Annotated in this window: 1 protein-coding gene; it reads left to right on the top strand. The window is 52.9% G+C overall.

The genetic code is table 11. From position 1 onward, the window contains the following. Nucleotides 1-1,248, top strand: a 1,248-nt coding sequence (locus CUJ83_RS15540) for a formylmethanofuran dehydrogenase subunit A (RefSeq protein ID WP_230743384.1), incomplete at both ends; no start/stop codon positions are given.

The following is a 1,248-nucleotide window of genomic DNA, read 5'->3' on the forward strand; positions in this document are numbered from 1 at the left end:
CCCCGATCCTCGACCAGACCGCGTACACGTTATTCGGCAACAACTGGCTCGTGATGGACTACATCAAGAAAGGCCAGACCGAAAACCTCGACGCATACATCGCATGGATGCTCAAAGCAACCAAAGGTTTTGCGATCAAGATCGTCAACCCTGGAGGAACCGAGGCATGGGGCTGGGGTAAGAACTGTACCACATTAGACGACCCTGTACCCTACTTCGAAGTCACGCCGAAGGAGATCGTAACCGGTCTTGCGGCCGCGAACGAGAGACTCGGTCTGCCGCATTCCATACACTTACACGCTAACAACCTCGGTCACCCGGGTAACTACACGACCACGCTCAAGACCATGGCATTAACTGAGGGTGTCAAGACGGACAAATCGTCCGGAAGGACCCAGAATATGCACATGACGCACACCCAGTTCAACTCTTATGGCGGTACGACCTGGAAGGACTTCGAGTCCAAGGCAGACGCTATAGCGGACTACGTCAACGCTCACGACCACATGACAATAGATGTGGGCTTTGTCACTCTTGATGAGACGACTACGATGACCGCTGACGGACCGATGGAGTTCGGGCTGCACAGTTTGAACCACCTGAAGTGGGCTAACCTCGATGTGGAGTTAGAGACCGGTAGTGGCGTAGTGCCGTACATTTACGATCCGAAACTTCACGTGTGCGGTATACAGTGGGCTATAGGTCTCGAGCTTGCGTTGCTCGTGAAGGATCCGTCCAGATGTCATTTGACCACGGATCATCCGAATGCGGGTCCGTTCACCAGGTATCCGACTGTGGTTAGCTGGCTTATGAGCAAGAAGGCCAGGGACGCTAAGATGGCCACCTTGCATAAGTGGGTTCCAGAGAGGACCAAGCTCTCCGGCATAAGCAGAGAGATGGATTTCTATGAGATCGCTCAGATGACTCGTTCCGGTACTGCTAAGGCCTTGGGTCTTGAGAAGTCTAAGGGTCAGCTCGGTATCGGTGCGGACGCGGACATTGTAATATACAACTTCGATCCGACGACTACGGATGCTACTCAGAATCCTGAGTTGATCGAGAAGGCGCTGGGCGCTGCGGAGTACACCATCAAGGGCGGCGACATAGTCGTGAAGGATGGAGACATCGTGGCTCTTACGAATTCGAAGCAGATCGTTTGGGCGGATGCTGACGGTTTCAACAACCAGGAAGTCATCAACGATATCGTTGATAAGTTCTTGAAGTACTACTCTGTCACTCTGAACAACT

Source organism: Methanooceanicella nereidis (assembly GCF_021023085.1).
GTDB lineage: Archaea > Halobacteriota > Methanocellia > Methanocellales > Methanocellaceae > Methanooceanicella > Methanooceanicella nereidis.